The organism is Cellulomonas sp. P5_C5, from assembly GCF_054049655.1.
Window position 1 is genome coordinate 1 of record NZ_JBFULY010000028.1, and the last position, 15,890, is coordinate 15,890.

Consider the following 15,890-nt stretch of genomic DNA (forward strand, 5'->3'; position numbering starts at 1 on the left):
GCCGTGAGGCGCTCGAGGGAGTGGTCGAAGTAGACCGCCTCCCACGTGTTGAGGGTGATCGGCCGTGGGCGCCGAGGATGGGCGGGGCGGGCGCGCCACTCGTCGTGGAACCGGTGGGCGAGCTCGCTGAGCCCGTCCCCCCAGGACCCGACGACGTCCGGCGACGTGAGAGAGGCACCCGGCGCGAGGACGACCTCCCCGGGGGCGAACAGCTCACCGCCGGCGAGAAAGGCCTCGCCCGAGACGGACCGCTCCGCGACGAGCCGGTGGTTGCCGCTCCACGCGACGTGGACGGCGTGCACGCGACCGCGCTCGAAGCCGAACCCGGGGCGGCCGGCCGCGAGCACGAGCGTGGCGTCCGCGCCGGGCCGGCCGCGGCGGCTCTCGCGCAGGTACGTCCCGTACCCGAAGGGGTGCCGCTGCGGCGAGCGCTCCCGCAGGTGACGGCCGGTGGTGTCGAGGATCTCGGTGGCGTCCCACGGGACGGGGAACGCGAGGTGCAGGTGCTGGACGGTGTAGGGGGAGTCGCCGTCGTTGCGCAGCGTGATCCGCTGATGCAGGAGACCCGCGGTGCCGACGCTCAGCTCGAGCTGAGCGCTGAGCCGGGCCTCCCGGTCGACGAGCGACAGCAGCGCGCGGTGGCTGTCGGCCTCGACGTCGACGAGCTCCAGCCGGACGCTGAACGCGGCTCCGTCGCGGTGCCCTTCCAGGCCGGGGGTGCCGAGCCAGCCGCCCGCCGGCGTCGCCACCAGCGTGGCGCGCGCGGGCTCGTCCAGGCCGCCCGAGACCCGCTGCGGGCGAGCCGCGACCGCCAGGCTGCGCAGCGTCTGCTCGCTCGAGCCGGTGAGCTCCTCGCCCCAGTGCACGACCGCCGGGTGCGGGAGGGCGTCGAGGTCGACCACGACGCTGGTGCCCCCGCGGTGCAGGTGGAGCACTCGTCCCGTAGCGGCGTCCGGGGGCTGGGGCGCGGTGTGGTGAGCGGTCACCTCGTCGTGAAAGAGCATGGTTTAGTTCTAACACGGAAGAAACAAACCGCACAAGACGCGCCAAGCGCGAGAATCCGCCGATCTCCGGCAGCGTTCATGCCATGATGGAATCAATGAACCGGTTGAGAGCATGCTGAGCGACAGCGAGCGGGCCCTCGCCCGTGCCGTGCTGATCCATGGGCCGATCTCGCGCAGCGAGCTGACGAGCCGGCTCGGGCTGTCGCCGCCGAGCCTCACGCGCCTCGCCAAGCCGTTCCTGGACCGCGGGCTCCTGGTCGAGCTCGACGACCGGTCCGACGGGTCGGTCGGCCGGCCCGTCCGGCCGCTCGACGTCCGGCCGGGCCTGGCCCACTTCGCGGGCGTCAAGATCACGGGGGAGGCCCTCCACGTCGTCGCGACGGACGTGCGTGCCGGGCTCATCGGCTACGCGGAGCACCCGCTGGAGCGCCGCGACCCGGAGGGCGTCGCCGCCGAGATCGGACGCGCGGTCCGCGCGCTGGGCGTCGACCGCCTCGCGGGCGTCGGGGTGGCGCTCGGGGGCGCCGTGCGGGACGGCCGGGTGGAGTTCGCGCCGTTCCTCGACTGGACGGACGTGCCGTTCGCCCACCTCGTCGAGGCCGAGCTGGGAGTCCCCGCGTCGATCGAGAACGACCTCGTCGCCCTCGCGGAGGCCGAGCGCTGGTTCGGCCTCGGGGCGGGCATCCCCGGCTTCGTCGTCATCACCATCGGTGCGGGCATCGGGTACGCGCTCGTGGTGAACGGCCAGGTCGTGCACTCGCGCGAGGCGGGCGTCGGTCTCGGCGGGCACATCCCCCTCGGCACCACCGGGCCGGTCTGCCACGCGGGTCACCGCGGGTGCGCGGAGGCCATGCTGACCTCGGGCTCGATCGCGGCCCAGGTGTCTGCGGCGCTGCAGCGCCCGGTCGACTACGACGAGGTGCTGCGTCTCGCGGCGGCGGGCGACCCGGCCGCGACGACCGTCGTCGACGAGGCCGCGGCCGMGCTCGGACGGCTCGTCGCGATGGCGGTCAACCTGACGCTGCAGCCTGCGGCGGTGCTCGCGGGCGAGGGCATCGGGCTGTTCTCGCTCGCGGAGGAGCGGGTGCGGGCGGCCATCGCCGCGGACCGCGACCCCCGCGCGGAGCCCGTCCGGCTCTTCGTCGACGAGTCCGGCTTCTCCGCCTGGGCCCGCGGAGCCGCGACCGTCGCGATCCAGGATGCAGTCGACCGGATCGACCTCCATGGTGAGGAGCAGGAGCTGCTGCCCACGAGAGAGGCCCTCGCATGACCTGGACGCCGCAGGACGCCCCCTGGTGGACCCGGGCCGTCGTGTACCAGGTGTACCCGCGCTCGTTCGCGGACTCTGACGGCGACGGCATCGGTGACCTGCGGGGCATCCTCGGGCGGCTGGACCACCTGGCCGAGCTGGGGGTCGACGTGGTCTGGCTGTCGCCGATCTACGCCTCCCCGCAGGACGACAACGGGTACGACATCAGCGACTACCAGGCGGTCGACCCGGTGTTCGGCACGCTCGAGGACCTCGACGAGCTGGTCGCGGCCCTGCACGCGCGGGGCATGAAGCTGGTCATGGACCTCGTGGTCAACCACACGTCCGACGAGCACCCGTGGTTCGTCGAGTCGCGGGACCCGTCGAGCCCGAAGCGGGACTGGTACTGGTGGCGGCCACCGCGCGACGGGATGGCGGCGGGCGCCCCCGGGGCGGAGCCGACCAACTGGGGCTCGTTCTTCGGAGGCTCCGTCTGGGAGCACGACGAGCKCTCCGGTGAGTACTTCCTGCACCTGTTCAGCCGCAAGCAGCCGGACCTGAACTGGGAGAACCCGCAGGTCCGCGAGGCCGTCTACGCGATGATGCGCTGGTGGCTGGACCGTGGCGTCGACGGCTTCCGGATGGACGTCATCAACCTCGTCTCCAAGGACACGACGCTCCCCGACGGGGTGGTCACGGGCGGCCTGCTCGCCGACGGCTCCGCGTCCTACGTCTGCGGCCCGCGCATCCACGAGTTCCTCGCGGAGATGCACCGTTCCGTCTTCGCCGGCCGACCGGAGCGGATCCTGACGGTGGGGGAGATGCCGGGTGTCACGGTCGAGCAGGCGCGTGACTTCACCGACCCGGAGCGTGCCGAGGTGGACATGGTGTTCCAGTTCGAGCACGTCGGCCTCGACCACGGCCCGGGCGGCAAGTTCGACGTCCGCCCGCTACGGCTGCTCGACCTGAAGGCGTCGTTCGGCCGCTGGCAGGCGGGCCTGGCCGACGTGGGCTGGAACAGCCTCTACTGGGACAACCACGACCAGCCGCGGATCGTGTCGCGGTTCGGGGACGACGGTGTGTTCCGACGCGAGTCGGCGACGATGCTGGCCACGGTGCTGCACCTGCACCGCGGCACGCCGTACGTCTACCAGGGCGAGGAGCTCGGGATGACGAACGCGCACTTCACGCGGTTCGACCAGTACCGGGACATCGAGACGCTCAACCACGTGGCCGTCGCGAAGACGGTCGGGACCGGGTCCGACGAGGACCTGCTGGCCGGCATCGCCGCGATGGGCCGGGACAACGCCCGGACCCCGATGCAGTGGGACGACACCGCCCACGCCGGGTTCACCACGGGCACCCCGTGGCTCGARGTGAACGCGAACTATCCCTCGGTGAACGCCGCGGCGGAGCGGGCGGACCCCGGGTCGGTCTTCCACTACTACCGCGCGCTCATCGCCCTCCGGCACGAGGAGCCGGTGGTCGCCCTGGGCGACTTCACGATGCTCCTGCCCGACCACGAGCACGTGTACGCGTTCACGCGACGGCTCGACGGCGTCACGCTCACCGTCCTGGGCAACTTCTCGGGCGACGAGCAGGAGGTCCGGCTCGAACACGACCCCGGCGAGCTGGTTCTCGGCAACTACGCGCAGCCGGCCGGCCCGGTCCTGCGCCCGTGGGAGGCCCGCATCCACCGGTCCTGACGGTGGGGTCTGCCCCCGTGCGCATCCGGGGGTGGACAGGACAGACCGGGAGGAATCGGACTGGCTACCGTCGCGATCATGACGATCACGACGGCGCCGCCGACCGAAGCTCTCCCCGTCCCGGCGCGCCGCCGGCGGGTGGGCTGGACCGCGGTGGCGCTCACGTCGCTGGCCATCGTCGCGTACTCCGTGACGCCCTACCTGACCTCGTCCCTGGGTGAGCTCTCGGACGAGAGCTTCGGCCTGGCATCCGCCTACGCGGACCAGCCGGCGGCCGTGCGGGCGGCGTTCTACGTGCACATCGTCGGCGGCGGTCTCGCCCTGCTGCTGGGTCCCTGGCAGTTCTGGGCGGGACTGCGCCGTCGTCGCCCGCGCGTGCACCGCTGGATCGGCCGCGGGTACCTGACGGCCGTCGGCATCGGCGGGCTGGCGGGGCTGGTGATGGCGCCGTTCAACAGTGCGGGCTTCGTCGGGTTCTTCGGCTTCGGCACGCTCGGCGTGCTCTGGCTCTGGACGGGCTGGCGGGGCTACCGGGCGATCCGGTCCGGGGACGTGCGCACGCACCAGGCGTGGATGATCCGCAACTTCGCGTGCACGTTCGCGGCGGTGACGCTGCGGGCGTGGACCGGGCTGCTGGTCGCGGTCCAGATCCCGTCCATCACCAGCGAGGCGGCCTTCGACGCGGCGTTCGCCAACGCCTACGCGGTGGTGCCGTTCCTCTGCTGGATCCCGAACCTGGTGGTCGCCGAGTTCATGGTCCGCCGCCGCGGCCTGCCCGCGCTGCGCATGGTGGATCCCGCGCCCTGAGGCCACCACGTGGACCGTCCGGGAGGCAGCGGGCGGGCGTCACTAGGGTCGGCGGAGGCGTCTGCACGAGGAGAGACCACATGGGCAAGGTGCACGAGAAGATCGACGGCCGGCTGCGTGCGTTCGTCGAGGCGCAGCCGATGTTCTTCGTCGCGACGGCCCCGAGCGGCCCCGACGGGCACGTGAACGTGTCTCCCAAGGGCATCGCGGGGTCGTTCGTGGTGCTCGACGAGCACACGGTCGCCTACCTCGACCTGACCGCCAGCGGCGCCGAGACGATCGCTCACCTGCGCGACAACGGCCGGATCACGCTCATGTTCTGCGCGTTCGACGGGCCGCCCAACATCGTCCGCCTGTACGGCCGCGGCCGGTTCGTGACGCTGTACGACGAGGGTTTCGACGAGCTGGCCGCGCTGTTCCCCGAGACGCGGGGCGCGCGGGCGGTCATCGTCGTCGAGGTGGACCGCGTCTCCGACTCGTGCGGCTACGGCGTCCCGCTCATGTCGCTGGAGGGGGAGCGGGACCTGCTGCCGCCGTACATGGAGCGCAAGGGCGTCGAGGGGCAGGCGGACTACCGGCGGCTCAAGAACCGGACGAGCATCGACGGGCTGCCCGCGTTCGACATGGACCCGGCACCCTCTGCGGTGTCCACTGACTGATCCCGTGAACCACGATGTGAGACGACCGGGTGGTGGCGTGACACATCGGAAACCTGGGCGTAGTGTCCAACGGGTGCAGACGACCATGCTTCTCGTAGTACTTCCTGAGCGCGCCGGCTAGAGGCCTCCCGCACAGGCCCCGTCAGCGCGCTCGCCCCTCGTCCAGCCCGTACGTGGCTCGAGGGGTTTTTTCATGCTCAGGCACCCATGCAGGACACGTTGCACGACCCAGGGAGACATCGATGGTCCAGGGCCCTCACCCGGCACCGCCGCGAACGCCCACGCCCACGGCCGCCACGCCGCGCATCCCCGCCCCGGCGGCGGTCAGCACGGTCGCCCCCGAGAAGGTCACCGGCGCGCAGTCGATCGTCCGCTCGCTCGAGGAGGCCGGCGTCGAGGTCGTCTTCGGCATCCCCGGCGGTGCGATCCTGCCCCTCTACGACCCGCTGATGGACTCCACGCGCGTGCGCCACGTCCTGGTCCGGCACGAGCAGGGCGGCGGCCACGCGGCCGCGGGCTATGCCGCGGCGACCGGCCGCGTCGGTGTGTGCATGGCGACCTCGGGCCCGGGCGCGACGAACCTCGTGACCCCCATCGCCGACGCCCACATGGACTCCGTTCCCCTGGTCGCCATCACCGGGCAGGTCGTCGCGTCGCTGATCGGGACCGACGGGTTCCAGGAGGCGGACATCGTCGGCATCACCCTGCCGGTGACCAAGCACAACTACCTGGTCACCGACGCGGACGACATCCCGCGCGTGATCGCCGAGGCGTTCCACATCGCGTCCACCGGCCGTCCGGGCCCGGTGCTCGTCGACATCTCGAAGTCCGCCATGCAGGCCAGCACCACCTTCTCCTGGCCGCAGGACCTGAACCTGCCGGGCTACCACCCGGTCACCAAGCCGCACGCCAAGCAGATCCGTGAGGCCGCTCGCCTGATCGCGACGTCCCGCAAGCCGGTCTTCTACGTGGGCGGCGGCGTGATCCGGGCCCGGGCCGCGGCCGAGCTCAAGGCGCTGACCGAGGCGGCGGGCGCGCCCGTCGTGACGACCCTGATGGCCCGCGGTGCGCTGCCCGACTCGCACCCCCAGAACCTGGGCATGCCCGGCATGCACGGCACGGTCGCCGCCGTCGCGGCGCTGCAGAAGGCGGACCTGATCGTGGCGCTCGGCGCGCGGTTCGACGACCGCGTGACCGGTCAGCTGTCGAGCTTCGCGCCCAACGCGACGATCGTGCACGCCGACATCGACCCGGCCGAGATCGGCAAGAACCGCACCGTGGACGTGCCGATCGTCGGTGACCTCAAGGAGGTCATGGCCGACCTGCTGCCCGAGCTCGCCCGTGAGCACGTCCAGCACGGCAAGCCGGACCTCGAGGGCTGGTGGCGTCAGCTGGACGACTGGCGCGCGACGTTCCCGCTCGGCTACGACGAGCCGCTCGACGGTCACCTCTCGCCGCAGTACGTCATCTCGCGGATCGGTGAGCTGTCCGGGCCGGAGTCGATCTTCGCCGCGGGCGTCGGTCAGCACCAGATGTGGGCCGCGCAGTTCATCAAGTACCAGCGGCCCAACTCCTGGCTGAACTCCGGGGGGCTGGGCACGATGGGCTACGCGGTGCCGGCGGCGATGGGTGCCAAGGTCGGCGACCCGTCGCGCACCGTCTGGGCCATCGACGGTGACGGCTGCTTCCAGATGACCAACCAGGAGCTGGCCACCTGCACGATCAACGACATCCCGATCAAGGTCGCGATCATCAACAACTCGTCGCTGGGCATGGTCCGCCAGTGGCAGACGCTGTTCTACGAGTCCCGCTACTCGAACACCGACCTGAACACCGGGCACGGCACCGTGCGCATCCCGGACTTCGTGAAGATGGCCGACGCCTACGGGTGCGCCGGCCTGCGCTGCGAGACGGCGGCCGACGTCGACGCCACCATCAAGCGCGCACTCGAGATCAACGACCAGCCCGTGGTCGTCGACTTCACCGTGTCGCGTGACGCGATGGTGTGGCCGATGGTCGCCGCCGGGGTCAGCAACGACGACATCCAGTACGCGCGCGGGATCAGCCCCGCGTGGGACCGGGAGGACTGAGCCATGTCCCGTCACACCTTGTCGGTCCTCGTCGAGAACAAGCCCGGCGTGCTCACGCGCGTCGCCGGCCTGTTCGCGCGGCGGTCGTTCAACATCCACTCGCTCGCGGTCGGTCCCACCGAGCACGACGAGATCTCCCGCATCACGGTCGTCGTCGACGTCGACGCCCTGCCGCTGGAGCAGGTGACCAAGCAGCTGAACAAGCTGATCAACGTCATCAAGATCGTCGAGCTGGAGGACTCCGCGTCCGTCCAGCGCGAGCTGCTGCTGGTGAAGGTCAAGGCCGACGCCACGCAGCGCACCGGTGTCCTCGAGGTCGTCCAGCTGTTCCGGGCGCACGTCGTCGACGTCGTGCCGGACACCGTCGTCATCGAGGCGACCGGCGGACCGGGCAAGCTCGACGCCCTGCTCGCCGCCCTGGAGCCGTTCGGCATCCGGGAGATCGTGCAGTCCGGCACCGTGGCCATCGGCCGCGGGTCGCGCTCGATCACCGACCGCGCCCTGGAGCGCGTCAACCGCAGCGCCTGAACGTCCCCTTCCTGAACCAGAAGCAGAACCACACACCGAGGAGAACCCATCGTGGCCGAGCTGTTCTACGACGACGACGCCGACCTGTCGATCATCGCCAACAAGAAGGTCGCCGTCATCGGCTACGGCAGCCAGGGGCACGCGCACAGCCTCAACCTGCGCGACTCCGGCGTCGACGTGACCGTCGGCCTGCGTGAGGGCTCCGCGTCCCGCGCGAAGGCCGAGAACCAGGGCCTCAAGGTCGCCTCGGTGGCCGACGCGGTCCGCGAGGCCGACGTCGTCGTCATCCTGGCCCCCGACCAGGTGCAGCGCATCGTCTACCGCGACGAGATCGAGCCCAACCTGAAGGACGGCGCCGCGCTCGTCTTCGGCCACGGCTTCAACATCCGCTTCGGCTACATCAAGCCGGCCGCCGGTCACGACGTGCTCATGGTCGCCCCCAAGGGTCCGGGTCACCTGGTCCGTCGCGAGTACGTCGACGGGCGCGGCGTGCCCGTCATCGTCGCCGTCGAGCAGGACGCCTCGGGTGCCGCCTGGGACCTCGCGCTGTCCTACGCCAAGGCGATCGGCGGCCTGCGCGCCGCCGGCATCAAGACGACGTTCACCGAGGAGACCGAGACCGACCTGTTCGGTGAGCAGGCCGTCCTGTGCGGTGGCGTCTCGCAGCTCATCCAGTACGGCTTCGAGACCCTGACCGAGGCCGGCTACCAGCCCGAGGTCGCGTACTTCGAGGTCCTGCACGAGCTCAAGCTGATCGTCGACCTCATCTTCGAGGGCGGCATCACCAAGCAGCGCTGGTCCGTGTCCGACACGGCCGAGTACGGCGACTACGTGTCCGGCCCCCGCGTCATCACGCCCGACGTGAAGTCGAACATGCAGGCCGTCCTCGCGGACATCCAGAACGGTGCCTTCGCGGAGCGCTTCATCAACGACCAGGACGCCGGCGCACCGGAGTTCAAGGAGCTGCGCGAGAAGGGCCAGAACCACCCGATCGAGCCCGTCGGCCGCGAGCTGCGCAAGCTGTTCGCCTGGGTCAAGCCCTCGGAGACCGACTACGTCGAGGGCAGCGCGGCGCGCTGACCCACCCTCACCACGGAACGGCATCCCGGCCACCGGCCGGGATGCCGTTCGTGTCTCCGCAAGGCTCGAGCAGGCCCGGGGTGACGTGGGCGCTCGCCGTGGCGTCACCCAGGGCTCGTTCGCGGAACGCGCGATGTGCCGCCCACCTGGTCGTACGCAAGGATGGGGCGACGACGACGGAGGGACGACGATGACCGACCAGCAGGTGGAACCACCGGAGCACGGCGTCGAGGGCGCGGTCGAGGACGAGCGGATCGCGGCGTTCTGGCAGGCGGCCCGCGGGCACGTCGGGATGGGCAAGCTCGACAGCGTGGTCGGCGGGACGCCCGAGGACGTGGTTCCCCCGCCGTCGTGGTCCTACGGCGACGACGCCGAGGCGCAGGAGCTGCTGGCCCGGGTGCTCGACGGCCGCAAGACGGCCACGGCGCTCGCGGTCGCCGAGCTGGAGCAGGTGGGGCTCGAGATCCCACGCGTGGGGGACCTGTCGATCGTCGTGGACGGTGTGGGGGACCCGCGCGCGCTGCTGCGCACCACCGAGGTCGAGGTGGTCCCGTTCGACCAGGTGACGGCGGAGCACGCGACGGCGGAGGCTGAGGGCGACGGCACGCTGGAGTCGTGGCGGGCGCTGCACGAGGAGTCGTGGCGGCGGGTGCTGGGCGAGGCGTTCTCCCCGTCGCTCGACGTCATGCTGGAGCGGTTCGAGCTGATCTACCCGACGACCGGCCCGACGCCCGCGGTGGACTGAGCGCAATATTCCGCAGGATGAGACACCCGTCCCGAGCGGTGGGACAGGGTCTAGGCTCGCTCCATGGTCGACACCACCGCTGCCCGGGACATCCGCCTTGCCGTCGTCGCTGGTGACGGCATCGGCACGGAGGTCGTCGAGCAGGGCCTGTTGGCATTGAACACGGTGCTGGACGCCACTRTGGGCGGCGCGGTCACGGTGTCGACGACGGACTTCGACCTGGGCGCCCGCCGCTGGCACGCGACCGGCGAGACCCTCACGGACACCGACCTCGACGCGATCCGCGCGCACGACGCCATCCTGCTGGGCGCCATCGGCGACCCGAGCGTGCCGTCCGGCGTGCTGGAGCGCGGGCTGCTGCTCAAGCTGCGCTTCGCGCTGGACCACTACGTCAACCTGCGCCCCAGCCGCCTGTACCCGGGCGTCGCGTCCCCGCTGGGCAACCCCGGCGAGATCGACTTCGTGGTGGTCCGCGAGGGCACCGAGGGCCCGTACGTGGGCAACGGCGGCGCCATCCGCGTGGGCACCCCGCACGAGGTGGCCAACGAGGTCAGCGTGAACACCGCGTTCGGCGTGGAGCGCGTGGTCCGCGACGCCTTCGCGCGTGCCGCGGCCCGTCCGCGCAAGAAGCTCACGCTCGTGCACAAGCACAACGTCCTCGTGCACGCCGGCCACCTGTGGCGCCGCACGGTCGAGGCCGTGAACGCCGAGTTCCCCGACGTGACGGTCGACTACCTGCACGTGGACGCGGCGACCATCTTCCTGGTCACCAACCCCGCGCGGTTCGACGTCATCGTCACCGACAACCTGTTCGGCGACATCCTCACGGACCTCGCCGCGGCGATCACTGGTGGCATCGGGCTGGCGGCGTCCGCGAACATCAACCCGGACCGCACGGCACCGAGCATGTTCGAGCCGGTGCACGGCTCCGCGCCGGACATCGCCGGCCAGGGCAAGGCCGACCCGACCGCCACCGTGCTGTCCGTCGCCCTGCTGCTGGAGCACCTGGGCCTGACCGCCGAGGCTGCGCGCGTCGAGAAGGCCGTCGCCGACGACATCGCGGACCGCAAGGGCGCTGAGCGAGTACGGTCGACGGCCGAGGTGGGCAAGGACCTCGCCGCGCGCATCGCCGGCTGATCCCACTCCTCGGGGCCCTCGGCCCCGCCCGGATACCACCCGGCCGTCCTCACCGGTACCGTCAAACCTGACTCTGGTGAAAGGCCCCCGCACATGAGCACCACGACCCACCCCACGTCTGCAGACACGTTCGAGATCACGCGTACCGACACTCCGGTCCCCGACGCACAGCGCGAGGCAGCGCTGGCGTCGCCGAAGTTCGGCACCGTGTTCACCGAGCACATGGCCCGCATCACGTACTCGAACGAGGACGGCTGGACCGGCCGTCGCGTCGAGAAGTACGGCCCCCTGCTGCTGGACCCGGCGACCGCCGTCCTGCACTACGGGCAGGAGATCTTCGAGGGCATGAAGGCGTACCGTCACGCCGACGGCTCGGTGTGGACGTTCCGGCCGCGGGACAACGCCGCACGGTTCACGCGCTCGGCCCGTCGCCTGGCGCTGCCGGAGCTGTCCGAGGCGGACTTCCTGGGCGCCATCGAGGCACTCGTCGCGACCGACGTCAGCTGGGTGCCGTCCGGCGAGGAGACGAGCCTCTACCTGCGCCCGTTCATGTACGCCTCGGAGACGTTCCTCGGGGTGCGGCCCTCGCTGGAGGCGGAGTTCCTGGTCATCGCGTCGCCGGTCGGGCCGTACTTCGCCGGGGGCGTGCGACCGGTGTCCATCTGGGTGGACCAGGAGTACCACCGCGCGGGTGCCGGTGGTACGGGTGCCGCCAAGTGCGGCGGCAACTACGCCGCGAGCCTCCTGCCGCAGCAGCTGGCCTACGCCAAGGGCTTCGAGCAGGTGTGCTTCCTCGACGCGTCGACCAACACCCAGCTCGAGGAGCTGGGCGGGATGAACGTGTTCATCGTGCACGCCGACGGCAGCGTCGCCACGCCGCCGGTGTCCGGCTCGATCCTCGAGGGCGTCACGCGCTCGTCCATCCTGCGGCTCCTGACGGACGCGGGCCACGAGGTGTCCGAGCGCCAGATCCCGCTGACGGAGCTGCGCCAGGGACTTGCCGACGGGTCGGTGCGCGAGGTGTTCGCGTGCGGCACGGCCGCTGTCATGACGCCCATCGGCCGGCTGGCCAGCGACGACTTCGACCTCACGGTCGGCGACGGCGAGGCCGGTCCGGTGACCACCCGCATCCGCGCGGAGCTCACCGACATCCAGTACGGCCGCGCGACCGACCGGCACGGCTGGCTCCACCGGCTCGTCTGATGGACGGCGCCGCCGGGGCAGGTCACGAACGCCGCTGACCTGGTGGCACGACCCCGCGGACGGGCTCACGGTGACCGTCCGCGGGGGCGCCCTCCGAAGGCGCGTGGCCACGGGCGAGGCTGGTCGACCGACCCGGGTCAGTCGATCGGCGCCGTCCCTGGACGCAGCGTGCGGCTCAGCACGCCGATCAGGAGCGACCAGATCGCGATGCCGATGAGCGCGTTCACGAGACCCGCGGCGATCGACGACTCGAGCACGTCGGTCCAGGTGAGCGGCAGGAGCGCGGCCGTCAGGGTGCCCAGGAACATGATCCAGCCGAAGAAGGCCTTGGGCTTGGGGGTGGTCAGCACGAGCAGGTGCAGCAGCCCGCCGGCCAGCACCGCGATCGCGGCGGCACCGACCACGTAGGCCGCCCCGGTCGAGTCCGTGCCGAAGATGTCCTGCACGACCAGCTCGATGCCCAGGATCTGGTCGACGATCACGACCCCGACCAGGCCGACGAGCGCCGCCACCAGAGCGGTCGCCACGACCCCGGCCCAGAAGCGTCCGGCGTCCACCGAGGGGTCCGCGGGACGCGCGGGTGCCACGGGAACAGCCGCTGCCACGGGCACCGGGACGGGCTGGACGGGAGCGGGCTGCAGGGCAGCCGGGTAGACCATCGTGGGATCCGCCGGGGGCGGCGGGGCGGGCGACGGGGCCGGCGTCTGGTGCGGGTAGGCGGACTGGCGCTCCGGCGGGGGAGTGGGGATGGACATTGCTGCCTCCTGGAGGTCGACCGACCTGCGCGTCGCCGGTGACGACACGGGGCAACGCTAGCGAATCGGACATCGGGCCGCGCGGACGCGCGCGACCCGGCCGTCCAAGGGATGGAACGCGTGACCGCGGGACGTGACGTGTGCCACCATGCACGGGTGACCCGCTCCTCCCTCATTATCGAGTAGCGCGTCGGCCCACCAGCTGACGCGCAGACCTCCCGTACCCCGGGGGGTCTTTTTGTTGGTCGGAGCACCACCCCCGCCCCGACTACCGTCGACTGCACCGGCACACCCCGCCGGAACGACTGAGGTCGCAGTACGACGCAGTTCGAGAAAGTCGCCCCAGCACCGAAGAGAGCTCATCGTGTCCGTCCCCGTCAGCACGCCGTTCCAGGTCTACGACACGACCCTGCGCGACGGCGCCCAGCAGGAGGGGATGAACCTCTCCGTCGCCGACAAGCTGGCGATCGCGCCGCTGCTCGACGAGCTCGGCGTCGGCTTCATCGAGGGGGGCTGGCCGGGCGCGGTGCCCAAGGACACCGAGTTCTTCAAGCGGGCCGCCAAGGAGCTGGACTTCCGCAACGCCGAGCTGGCCGCCTTTGGCAGCACGCGCAAGGCCGGGACACGCGCGGTMGACGACCCGCAGGTCCGGGCCCTCGTCGACTCGGAGGCCCCCGTCGTCGCGCTCGTCGCCAAGCACGACCTGCGGCACGCGGAGCGCGCTCTGCGGACCACGGGCGAGGAGAACATCGCGATGATCGCGGACACCGTCGCGTTCCTGGTGCGCGAGGGTCGCCGGGTCGTGGTGGACGCCGAGCACTTCTTCGACGGCTACCGGTTCGACCCCGCGTACTCCCGCGCCGCGGTGCTCGCCGGGTTCGAGGCGGGTGCCGAGGTGGTCGCCCTGTGCGACACCAACGGGGGCATGGTCCCCACCTGGGTCGCGGACATCGTGCACGAGATCCGGGGAGCCGTCGGCCCCGACGCCGTGCTCGGCATCCACGCGCACAACGACTCCGGCTGCGCCGTGGCCAACACGCTCGCCGCGGTCGAGGCCGGGTGCACGCACGTCCAGGGCACGGTGAACGGGTACGGCGAGCGCACGGGGAACGCCGACCTGCTGTCCGTCGTCGCCAACCTGCAGCTCAAGTACGGCCTGCCGGTGCTCAAGGTGTCGGACGGCCTGCCCGGCGGGCTGCCGGAGCTGACCCGGATCGCCCACGCGATCAGCGAGATCACGAACATCTCGCCCTTCGCCAGGTCGCCGTACGTGGGTGCCAGCGCGTTCGCGCACAAGGCCGGCATCCACGCGTCCGCCATCAAGGTGGACCCCGACCTCTACCAGCACATCGACCCGGYCGGCGTCGGCAACGACATGCGGATGCTGATCTCCGACATGGCCGGCCGCGCGTCGATCGAGCTGAAGGGCCGCGAGCTGGGCTTCGACCTGGGTGGCCGCCCCGAGCTGCTGGGCCGGGTCACGGACCGCGTCAAGGACGCCGAGGCCAACGGGTACACCTACGAGGCGGCGGACGCGTCCTTCGAGCTCCTCCTGCTCGAGGAGATCGACGGGAGCCGCCCGCAGTACTTCCGGGTCGAGTCGTGGCGGACCATCGTCGAGCGCAGCGGCGGGCGGGGCACGCCCGCGACGGCCGAGGCGACGGTCAAGCTGCACGCCGGCGGCGAGCGCGTGGTCAGCACGGGGGAGGGCAACGGCCCGGTCAACGCGCTCGACCACGCCCTGCGGCAGGCGCTGGTCCGGGTCTACCCCGAGCTCGAGGAGTTCGAGCTCATCGACTTCAAGGTGCGCATCCTCGACTCGATGCACGGCACCGACGCGATCACGCGCGTGCTGATCGAGATGACCGACGGCCAGACCTCCTGGAGCACCGTCGGCGTGGGCCCCAACCTGCTGGAGGCGTCGTGGGAGGCGCTGACGGACTCCGCGATCTGGGGACTCCGCCACAGCGGTGTGACGCCTCGCTGAACTTCATCCCTGCGCGGGGGACCGTCGCGGCTTAGCCTCGGGGGACCGGCCGCTGCAGCGCGGCCGCCGACGTGCGGAAGGAGCGGTCGTGTCCGGCAGTGCACCGTCCCCCGGCCCGGGGCGATCGCGTGCCGGCTGGTGGTGGCTGCTCGTCGCATTCGTCGCGATCGCCCTGGTCACGGCCCTCGTCGCGCAGCCCTGGGCGCCGGTGGAGACCGAGCCGACGCCGACGGTCACCGTCACCGTGCCCGAGCCCGAGCCGACGGTCGCACCCACCACGCAGTCGCCGTCGGTCCCGCCGCCGGGGTCGGACGCGCTGTTCGACGCGACGACGGCCCCCGCGCTGTTCGTCACGTCGGCGGAGCTGCTCGACGACGTCCCGGCGGCCGAGCCCGAGGTGCCGCAGCTGATCACGTCGGGCCAGCTGCCGTGGGGCCTGCCGCTGGGCTCGACGGTCGACCCGCCGGAGTGCACGGTCGCCGTCACCGTCGTCGCCACCCCGCCGTCGTGGTTCGACGCCTTGATGTGGGGCAACGACGCGATGTCGTTCGAGCAGGAGATCGTCCTGCTGCCGGACCCGGCCGCGGCGCGCGAGGCGTTCCGTGCCCTGGTGACCGCCGTCGACGCCTGCCCCGAGTACAGCCAGGTCAACCCGGACATCGACGGCGCCACCTGGACGGTCGAGCCCGCGATCGAGGGGCAGGGCATCTACCCGTCGATCGTGCAGGAGATCACGCACTCCGCCGAGGGGAGCGAGATCCCGGGGTACCGGGGACACATGCTCGTGGGCAACACCATCGTCACGTGGACGGCCGAGGCGCTCACCGACGGCGGCCGGGAGGCCGCGCTGGCCACCCTGGGCGACGCGGCCAGCCTGTCCGCGATGGTCCAGGACCGYGCGCAGTCGGCCGTGCGGGCGCTCGGCTGACGCAGCCGCCTA

The 15,890-nt window shown here is 71.6% G+C and carries 14 protein-coding genes; 12 read left to right on the forward strand and 2 right to left on the reverse strand.

The features are described 5' to 3' along the window. The coding region (locus ACXJKF_RS18015) for a glycoside hydrolase family 36 N-terminal domain-containing protein (protein WP_456789095.1) at nt 1-1,004 on the reverse strand (1,004 nt) is incomplete at its 3' end. 112 nt (nt 1,005-1,116) lie between these two features. Between ACXJKF_RS18015 and ACXJKF_RS18020 the strand changes: the two genes are divergently transcribed. The 10 genes from ACXJKF_RS18020 (at nt 1,117) to ACXJKF_RS18065 (ending at nt 12,208) form a co-directional block, all read left to right on the forward strand. Then, on the forward strand, nt 1,117-2,274 hold the full coding sequence (locus tag ACXJKF_RS18020) for an ROK family protein (RefSeq protein WP_456789096.1): 1,158 nt from the start codon (nt 1,117-1,119) through the stop codon (nt 2,272-2,274). Continuing rightward, nucleotides 2,271-3,959, forward strand: coding sequence for a glycoside hydrolase family 13 protein (locus tag ACXJKF_RS18025; protein ID WP_456789097.1), 1,689 nt, complete (start codon nt 2,271-2,273; stop codon nt 3,957-3,959). Before ACXJKF_RS18020 ends, ACXJKF_RS18025 begins: the two co-directional genes overlap by 4 nt. Before the next feature lie 78 nt (nt 3,960-4,037). Next, nucleotides 4,038-4,766 (forward strand): DUF2306 domain-containing protein, encoded by a 729-nt coding sequence (locus tag ACXJKF_RS18030; protein WP_456789098.1) that lies wholly within the window; start codon nt 4,038-4,040, stop codon nt 4,764-4,766. 80 nt (nt 4,767-4,846) lie between these two features. Further along, the gene (locus ACXJKF_RS18035) at nt 4,847-5,425 is read left to right on the forward strand and encodes a pyridoxamine 5'-phosphate oxidase family protein (protein WP_456789099.1); all 579 of its coding nucleotides are present in this window, start codon (nt 4,847-4,849) and stop codon (nt 5,423-5,425) included. 242 nt (nt 5,426-5,667) lie between these two features. Further along, nucleotides 5,668-7,515 carry an acetolactate synthase large subunit gene (locus ACXJKF_RS18040; protein WP_456789100.1) on the forward strand — a complete coding sequence of 616 codons (1,848 nt, stop codon included), beginning with the start codon at nt 5,668-5,670 and terminating at the stop codon, nt 7,513-7,515. 3 nt (nt 7,516-7,518) lie between these two features. After that, nucleotides 7,519-8,043, forward strand: a complete 525-nt coding sequence (ilvN, locus tag ACXJKF_RS18045; RefSeq protein ID WP_055922650.1) for an acetolactate synthase small subunit — start codon at nt 7,519-7,521, stop codon at nt 8,041-8,043. Nucleotides 8,044-8,094: 51 nt separating this feature from the next. Beyond that, on the forward strand, nt 8,095-9,123 hold the full coding sequence (gene ilvC, locus ACXJKF_RS18050; RefSeq protein ID WP_456789101.1) for a ketol-acid reductoisomerase: 1,029 nt from the start codon (nt 8,095-8,097) through the stop codon (nt 9,121-9,123). 190 nt (nt 9,124-9,313) lie between these two features. Beyond that, complete coding sequence (locus ACXJKF_RS18055; RefSeq protein WP_456789102.1) at nt 9,314-9,868, forward strand: ASCH domain-containing protein; 555 nt, start codon at nt 9,314-9,316, stop codon at nt 9,866-9,868. 63 nt (nt 9,869-9,931) lie between these two features. Continuing rightward, complete coding sequence (locus tag ACXJKF_RS18060; RefSeq protein ID WP_456789103.1) at nt 9,932-11,005, forward strand: 3-isopropylmalate dehydrogenase; 1,074 nt, start codon at nt 9,932-9,934, stop codon at nt 11,003-11,005. Between the two features lie 93 nt (nt 11,006-11,098). After that, nucleotides 11,099-12,208 carry a branched-chain amino acid aminotransferase gene (locus ACXJKF_RS18065; protein WP_456789104.1) on the forward strand — a complete coding sequence of 370 codons (1,110 nt, stop codon included), beginning with the start codon at nt 11,099-11,101 and terminating at the stop codon, nt 12,206-12,208. A gap of 137 nt (nt 12,209-12,345) precedes the next feature. On the opposite strand, the gene ACXJKF_RS18070 is transcribed toward ACXJKF_RS18065, so the two are convergent. After that, nucleotides 12,346-12,963, reverse strand: a complete 618-nt coding sequence (locus ACXJKF_RS18070; protein ID WP_456789105.1) for a hypothetical protein — start codon at nt 12,961-12,963, stop codon at nt 12,346-12,348. Nucleotides 12,964-13,327: 364 nt separating this feature from the next. Here ACXJKF_RS18070 and cimA point away from each other — a divergent pair, with 364 nt between their 5' ends. Next, complete coding sequence (gene cimA / locus ACXJKF_RS18075) at nt 13,328-14,950, forward strand: citramalate synthase (protein ID WP_456789106.1); 1,623 nt, start codon at nt 13,328-13,330, stop codon at nt 14,948-14,950. A gap of 88 nt (nt 14,951-15,038) precedes the next feature. Beyond that, nucleotides 15,039-15,878, forward strand: a complete 840-nt coding sequence (locus tag ACXJKF_RS18080) for a hypothetical protein (protein ID WP_456789107.1) — start codon at nt 15,039-15,041, stop codon at nt 15,876-15,878. Nucleotides 15,879-15,890 lie beyond the last annotated feature (12 nt).

Bases quoted from the DNA above. Each gene is read 5' to 3' on its own strand.
- ACXJKF_RS18030 (WP_456789098.1), top strand. From the start codon at position 4,038: ATGACGATCACGACGGCGCCGCCGACCGAAGCTCTCCCCGTCCCGGCG.
- ACXJKF_RS18035 (WP_456789099.1), top strand. From the start codon at position 4,847: ATGGGCAAGGTGCACGAGAAGATCGACGGCCGGCTGCGTGCGTTCGTC.
- ACXJKF_RS18040 (WP_456789100.1), top strand. From the start codon at position 5,668: ATGGTCCAGGGCCCTCACCCGGCACCGCCGCGAACGCCCACGCCCACG.
- ilvN (WP_055922650.1), top strand. From the start codon at position 7,519: ATGTCCCGTCACACCTTGTCGGTCCTCGTCGAGAACAAGCCCGGCGTG.
- ACXJKF_RS18055 (WP_456789102.1), top strand. From the start codon at position 9,314: ATGACCGACCAGCAGGTGGAACCACCGGAGCACGGCGTCGAGGGCGCG.
- ACXJKF_RS18065 (WP_456789104.1), top strand. From the start codon at position 11,099: ATGAGCACCACGACCCACCCCACGTCTGCAGACACGTTCGAGATCACG.
- ACXJKF_RS18070 (WP_456789105.1), bottom strand. From the start codon at position 12,963: ATGTCCATCCCCACTCCCCCGCCGGAGCGCCAGTCCGCCTACCCGCAC.